This window comes from Kitasatospora sp. NPDC101155 (genome assembly GCF_044768305.1).
GTDB lineage: Bacteria > Actinomycetota > Actinomycetes > Streptomycetales > Streptomycetaceae > Kitasatospora.
Genome location: NZ_JBIWPN010000116.1, coordinates 1 through 6001, shown reverse-complemented (window position 1 = coordinate 6001; position 6001 = coordinate 1). Strand labels below are relative to the sequence as shown.

The following is a 6001-nucleotide window of genomic DNA, read 5'->3' as shown; positions in this document are numbered from 1 at the left end:
CATGACAACACACCCAGACAGCGTCTCACCGTCAACCAGGCGACACCACAGGCGAGTTGAAACAATCATCAGCTACGAAAATCTTGTAAGAGCCGCTGGCTGTACAGACCCCGATCAGGTGCACGGAGTCCCCCACCGATCGGCTGGCGTCGCGGCCGCCGACCGACTCCACCGCTGTGCGGTCCTGCTGACCACAGTTGTTCCTGAGCCGGAGATTCCGAAAGTCGATCGCCGGGAGTGTCTAATCAACGGCGGATCTGATGATCAAGGAGACGCCAGAGATGACCGAGACCGTGGCCGGGTTGACGGCCGACGGAGACGGAGGGGTGATCCGGCCTGATGATGATGCTGGCCCGGTCGTGCACTTCTCCGCCGCCTCCCCATACTTTGCCCCCTCTCCACAGGGGACAGCGGGTCTCATCCACCGCTATCTACACCCCGATCAGGCTGGAGGCCACTGACGTCCAGCCGCTCCAGGGACCGGTGAGTCAGGGGCGACCCGTCGCTGTTCAGGCCTTGGAGGCGCAGTCGCGGCAGATGGGCTGGCCGTTCTTGTCCTCCCCGGCGAGCTGGGCGCGGTGGTGGACCAGGAAGCAGGTCATGCAGGTGAACTCGTCCTGTTGGGGAGGTACGACCCGCACGGTGAGTTCTTCGTCTGACAGGTCGGCACCGGGCAGCTCGGTGCCTTCGACGGCTTCGGCGTCAACGTCGACCGCGGAGCCTGTCTTGTCGTCGCGTCGGCTCTTCAGTTCTTCGATGCTGTCGTCGCTGGAGTCGTCGCTGGTGGTGTTGCGCGGAGCGTCGTAGTCGGTTGCCAAGATGCTGCCTTCTCATCAGTGGACGGGCGGGGGAGAGGATCAGCGCCAGCTTGCCTCGTCGGCGCGGTGTCGGCACCGCGCGGGGGTCCACTCGGATAGCCCGGACGCTCTGTCGCGACGTGGCGTCGGCGGCCACGACCCGCGCCGAGGGCGGGACGGCTCAGTCTCGTGGTCATCACTCTAATGGGTGATCTATACACTTGCGCGGTATTTGCCCCGTAGGGCCGTCGCTGGCCATCGCACCTGTGGTGGCTGCGACGGCATGATGAAGTGAGGCCACTTTGGCAACCAAGCCCCGGATCCACGACGGTGTTGAGGCGACCATCGCCTTGCTGAACCGTGAGCTGCCGTTGCTTGAGAAGGAGCAGCGCCGGCTGGAGGAGGAGTTGAACGCGGCCTCCGAGCGGCTGGACGCGGCGCGCGGCGCTCTGGCGAGCCTGCGTTCACTGGCCGGCGCTGCCTTCCTCCAGCAGGCGCCTGTCTCCGAGATCACCGCCGTCGCGGCGGACGTCGAGAAGAGGTCGGCATCGAAGGCTGTGCGCGGCCGCACCCGCACGTCGAAGGGAGCGAAGCCGGCCACCGCGCCGACGGCCGAGGGCGCCAAGGCGGCCCGGGCGGTGGAGAAGACGGTGAGGAAGAGCAGTGCGACGAAGCCCGCGCCGGTGAAGGCCAAGACGCCGGCTCGCTCGCCTCGCAGGGCCGCCGTGGTCGAGGCCAAGGTCGTGGCGTCGGTCCCGGCGCCACGCGCATCCGGGGTGTCGGAGGCCATCGTGGCGCACCTGGCCGCGGCTGCCGGCCCGGTCAAGGTCCGCGAGGTCGCCGGTGTGCTGGGCCGCGCCGACACCGCCGCCGGTATGAACACCGTGCGGACCTCGCTGGAGCGCCTCGTGAAGTCCTCCCGCGTCCGGCGCGTCGGCCGCGGTCTCTACCAGGTGGCCGGGTAGGCGCTGGAGGAGCGGGCGGCTGGACCCCGACGCGGGCCCGGGTAGCCGCCTGAAATGACCGCGCGCGGATGCGGACCGGGTGGGGGTGGCAGCCGGGCTGCCACCCCCACCCGGGTCCCGGCCGACTTCGTCACCGGCCTGCTGTGCGGCATCGCCGACACCTGGCAGGAGACCGGCGCCGATGCCTGGCGGACCTACTGGGCTTGGGGCCCGGACGCCGACGACCGCCAGGAGCACGAGCCAGGGCGACGCGGTGGTCACCGTCCTGCTGATCGGCCCGTACCGCTGACCACCCGAACCCGCCGCGCCGATGGCATGTTCGCGCCCGAAAGAACGCAGGTCAAAGCCCTAGCAACCTGACGATCACAGGTCTAGCATTCCCGCCACGGCGGCCCCACCACAGCACCACCGGGCCGCCGAGCAGAGCAGCCGCGCCGCGGCTCGGCGCTGCTGGCCTCCCACCGGCCGGGCCCCGCGGAACACTGCGGGTGCCGAAAAATCATCCGGCCTGGTCACGCGGCATGTTGGTACTCGTGGAGGGTTCCGCAGAGGCGGTTTCGTCGACGGACGTCCAGGTTGCCGAGCTGTGCTGGCGGGTTGATCGGTTCGGGTAGTGGGCGCAGGGGTGCGGCTTGGTCCAGGGTTCGGTGTGGCCGGTGCTCGTTGTAGTGGGTCTCGAACTCGCGGAGTGCGTGGAGGAGGTGGTTCTGGTTCCAGATCAAGGTGCGGTCGAGGAGCTCTTTGCGGCAGGTCTGTATCCAGCGCTCGATGAGGGAGTTCATCCGGGGTATCCGGATGCCGGTGGTGACGATCTCGATTCCGGCGTCGGTCAGCAGGGCGTCGAATGGCGGCGGTGAACTTGGAGTCGCGGTCGCGGATGAGGAACCTGGCCCGGCTGCCGGCGTCCTCGACGTCCATGAGGAGGTTACGTCCGAGCTGCACGATCCAGTCCGCGGTCGGATGCGTGGTGGCGCCCAGGACCCGGACCCTGCGAGTGGCGTGCTCGACGACGGCGAAGACGTACAGGTGGGCACCGGCCAGCGTGCGGACCTCGAAGAGGTCGCAGGCGAGCAGGGCCTCGGCCTGGCCGCGCAGGAAGTCGGCCCAGCTCGTGCTCTGCCGCTCGGGCGCGGGCGGGACGCCGTGCTCGCGGAGGATCTCCCAGACGGTGGAGGCGGCGACCTTGATACCGAGCGCGGCGAGTTCGCCGTGGATCCTGCGGTAGCCCCACGAGCTGTTCTCCCTGGCCAGGCGCAGCACCAGGACACGGACCGAGCGGACGGTGGGTGGGCGCCCGCGACGCTTCGGCACGCAGGTCGCGGCATGGCGTCGCTTGAGCAGGTCGCGGTGCCAGCGCAGGACCGTGTCCGGGCGGACCAGCAGCAAGAAGCGCCGCAGCTTGTCCATTGGGAGGAGGTGGAGCAGGCCGGCGAGCACGGCGCGGTCGGTATCGTTGAAGACGGGCCTGCCGACCTGGCGCCGCAGGACCAGCAGCTGGTGCCGGAGCGCGAGGATCTCGATGTCTTTCTCTCTGTCGCTCATCGGCGGGATCCGCAGCAGCGCGAAGGTGTTGGTTGCGGCGAGGTAGGCCAGACGCAGCAGCACGACAGATCATCATGCCGTCTGTACTGACCCCTGGGGAAGACAACCAGGAGGCCTGCAGACACGACCCGCGATCAGGCAGACAAGGCTGTGACCAGGCCGGATGATTTATCGGCACCCGCAGTCTTGATGGCCTCGGCGATCGGCGAGACGGCCTGGCCGAGCCGGCCGTGCCCTTGCGTGAAGCGGTGGCGACCATCACCGGCGCGGACAGCGGCGCGGAGTCAGTGACGATGAGGACGCGGCGGCGGCATGGGGGAATTTCACTGACGACGTGCCTTGCGACATCGTGCCCTTGTTATGACGTGCCTTGTCCCGCTGCGGGTCGGAAGCCGGGAGAGCTCCCGTCGACGCAGGTCACAAGGCACGTCTTCGTCGATGGTCCGGTATCACGCGACCACCGACGGGTGGATCCAGGTTCATTGACTCGACATCTCGAAGCGTGGAGAACGACCACGTCACATGCCCCCCTGGACCCCGAAGATCTCAGCGGGTCGAAATGACCGCCGAGGTTAGACGACACGCTTAGAGCAGCCAGCCGAGAGCCTTGAGGATGTCGCCGAGCAGATTGAGGATCATCTGATTATCCTTTCAGTTGTCGTAGGACGGTGGTCTACGGCCCGACCGGAGCAATTCCGGCGGGGGGAACGGTCGCGGTCTGCAGCTCGCGCAAGCCCCCGACCGGTTAGCTGCCCTGACTGAATCTAATATCACTCGATCGTGTACAGGTTCACTCAAATGAGTGTGACTTCGAACTTTCGTCCGAATTTGATCCTAAGGGGTTGCCGCGGAACAAGGTGTCGCTTCCCGACCTGCGGCTCGCTGAAATGGCATAGGCGTATCGGAATGGACGTAGTCTCAACTCCCAGCCACGTTCGAGAAGTTACTCCCGGATCTCGACGAGCGACGGCGGCCGGACCGCCCCGGAACCTGACAGGGCGGACACGCAAGCCGCGACGCCACGTGCTGTCTACGGCCCGATCGGGGCGTACTGGTCCCCATGGATGATCCGCCGGGCGGGAGGGGGCGCGGCGGGTGAGGCTGCACCGTGGAGGTGGTCATGGCACGGGTGCAGGCGGATGTGTGTGTCGTCGGTGCGGGTTTCGCTGGTCTGGCGGCCGTGAGGCGACTGGCGGGGACCGGCCGCGAGGTCGTCGTGCTCGAGGCCGGGGACCGGGTGGGTGGCCGGGTCTGGAACCGGGAGCTGCCCGACGGGACCGTGGTCTCGGCGGGCGGCACCTGGCTCGGCAAGGGGCAGGAGCGCATGTTCCGGCTCTGCCGGGAGCTGGGGCTGGCGGTGTACCCGCAGGACGAGCGCGGTGATCACATCCTGCGCCTGGACGGCGTGAACCATCGTTACCGAGGTGGCGTCCCCAAGGCCGGCCCGGGCGCACTCGCCGCTCTCGGCCTGGCCTTTGCGCGCCTGAACCTGATGGCCCGCCAGCTGCCAGCCGATGCCCCCTGGCGGGCCCGCAACGCCCGGCAGTGGGATAGCCGTACGCTCGGGCAGTGGCTCGCCGACCTGCTCAACGTGCCCTCGTCCACGGCGTACACGCTGCTCCACTCGACCATGAACCTGCTGTTCTGCGCCGATCCGGCGGAGGTTTCCCTGCTCGGTGCCCTCGTCCTGGCCAGAGGGGGCGGCGGTTTCGGCTACTACACCGACACCCGGAAGACCGAATCCCACCTCGTGGACGGCGGAGCCCCGGAACTCGCCCGGCGGATGGCCGAGCAGTTGGGTGACGCGGTGCGGCTGTCGAGCCCGGTGCGGCAGATCGTGCACGATGGCGGCGACGTGCAGATCCTCTCCGATGCGCTCGCCGTGCGGGCGCAGCGGGTGATCGTCGCCACGCCGCCCGTGCTGGCCGGCCGGATCCGCTTCGACCCGCCGCTTCCCGCCGTGCACAGCCACCTGCGCCAGCGGGTGGCACCCGGGGCGATCATCCGGGTGCACGCGACCTACCCGGAGCCGTTCTGGCGCCGGCGGCATCTGTCGGGACAGACGCTCGCGCCCGGCTCGCCCGTCCCGGGCACCATCGACCAGACGCCGCGTTCGGGGCTGCCGGGCGTGCTCAGCAGCTACGCGTTCGCCGCCGGGGCCCTGCGGCTGGGCCGGCTGGATCCGCAGCAGCGCAAGGAGATTTGGCTGGCCGCGCTGGCCGAGCGCTTCGGCCCCCAGGCGCGCCGGCCCACCGGCTACCTGGAGACCGACTGGTCGGCCCAGCCGTGGTCGTTGGGCGGGATGGTGGGCCACTTCCCGCCTGGCGTTCTGACGAACTACGGCAGCGCGCTGCGTGAGCCGCTCGGCCGGATCCACTGGGCCGGTACGGAGTCGGCGACGCTGATGCACGGCCTGATGGAGGGGTCGGTGCGCTCCGGCGAGCGAGCGGTGGACGAAGTCCTGGCCGTGCTGTCGTCGAGCCGTCGGCCGACAGGCGCGCGGGGCTGGGCTCGCTGAACCGAACGCCCGGATCCGTCGTCGCTGTTCGTGCGATCGCCGGCGGCGTGCGTGGTTTTCGGACACCGCCGCCCCGGTTTTTTCGGGCTCTTGTGTTGGACCTGTGGGTCGGGTCATGTGAGTTGGCGGCGGGGTAGGGCGGGACGGTTGCCGCCGAGGCAGAGCATGACGAGGGCGAT

General features: G+C 68.9%; 4 protein-coding genes and 1 pseudogene. 3 read left to right on the top strand and 2 right to left on the bottom strand.

Annotated elements, in window-relative coordinates; genetic code table 11:
• Positions 1 to 509: 509 nt before the first annotated feature.
• Entirely contained in the window at positions 510 to 818 is a 309-nt protein-coding gene (locus ACIRYZ_RS46055; RefSeq protein WP_402955607.1) for a DUF4193 domain-containing protein, read from the bottom strand.
• 281 nt (positions 819 to 1099) lie between these two features.
• Here ACIRYZ_RS46055 and ACIRYZ_RS46050 point away from each other — a divergent pair, with 281 nt between their 5' ends.
• Both ACIRYZ_RS46050 and ACIRYZ_RS46045 read left to right on the top strand, forming a co-directional pair.
• Positions 1100 to 1762, top strand: coding sequence for a hypothetical protein (locus ACIRYZ_RS46050; RefSeq protein WP_402955604.1), 663 nt, complete (start codon positions 1100 to 1102; stop codon positions 1760 to 1762).
• A gap of 54 nt (positions 1763 to 1816) precedes the next feature.
• The gene (locus ACIRYZ_RS46045; protein ID WP_402955601.1) at positions 1817 to 2122 is read left to right on the top strand and encodes a hypothetical protein; all 306 of its coding nucleotides are present in this window, start codon (positions 1817 to 1819) and stop codon (positions 2120 to 2122) included.
• Between the two features lie 152 nt (positions 2123 to 2274).
• On the opposite strand, the pseudogene ACIRYZ_RS46040 reads toward ACIRYZ_RS46045, so the two are convergent.
• Positions 2275 to 3367 (bottom strand): annotated as a pseudogene (locus ACIRYZ_RS46040) (integrase core domain-containing protein).
• Between the two features lie 1057 nt (positions 3368 to 4424).
• On the opposite strand from ACIRYZ_RS46040, the gene ACIRYZ_RS46035 reads away from it, so the two are divergent.
• Entirely contained in the window at positions 4425 to 5822 is a 1398-nt protein-coding gene (locus tag ACIRYZ_RS46035) for a flavin monoamine oxidase family protein (RefSeq protein WP_402955598.1), read from the top strand.
• The last annotated feature ends 179 nt before the right edge of the window (positions 5823 to 6001 follow it).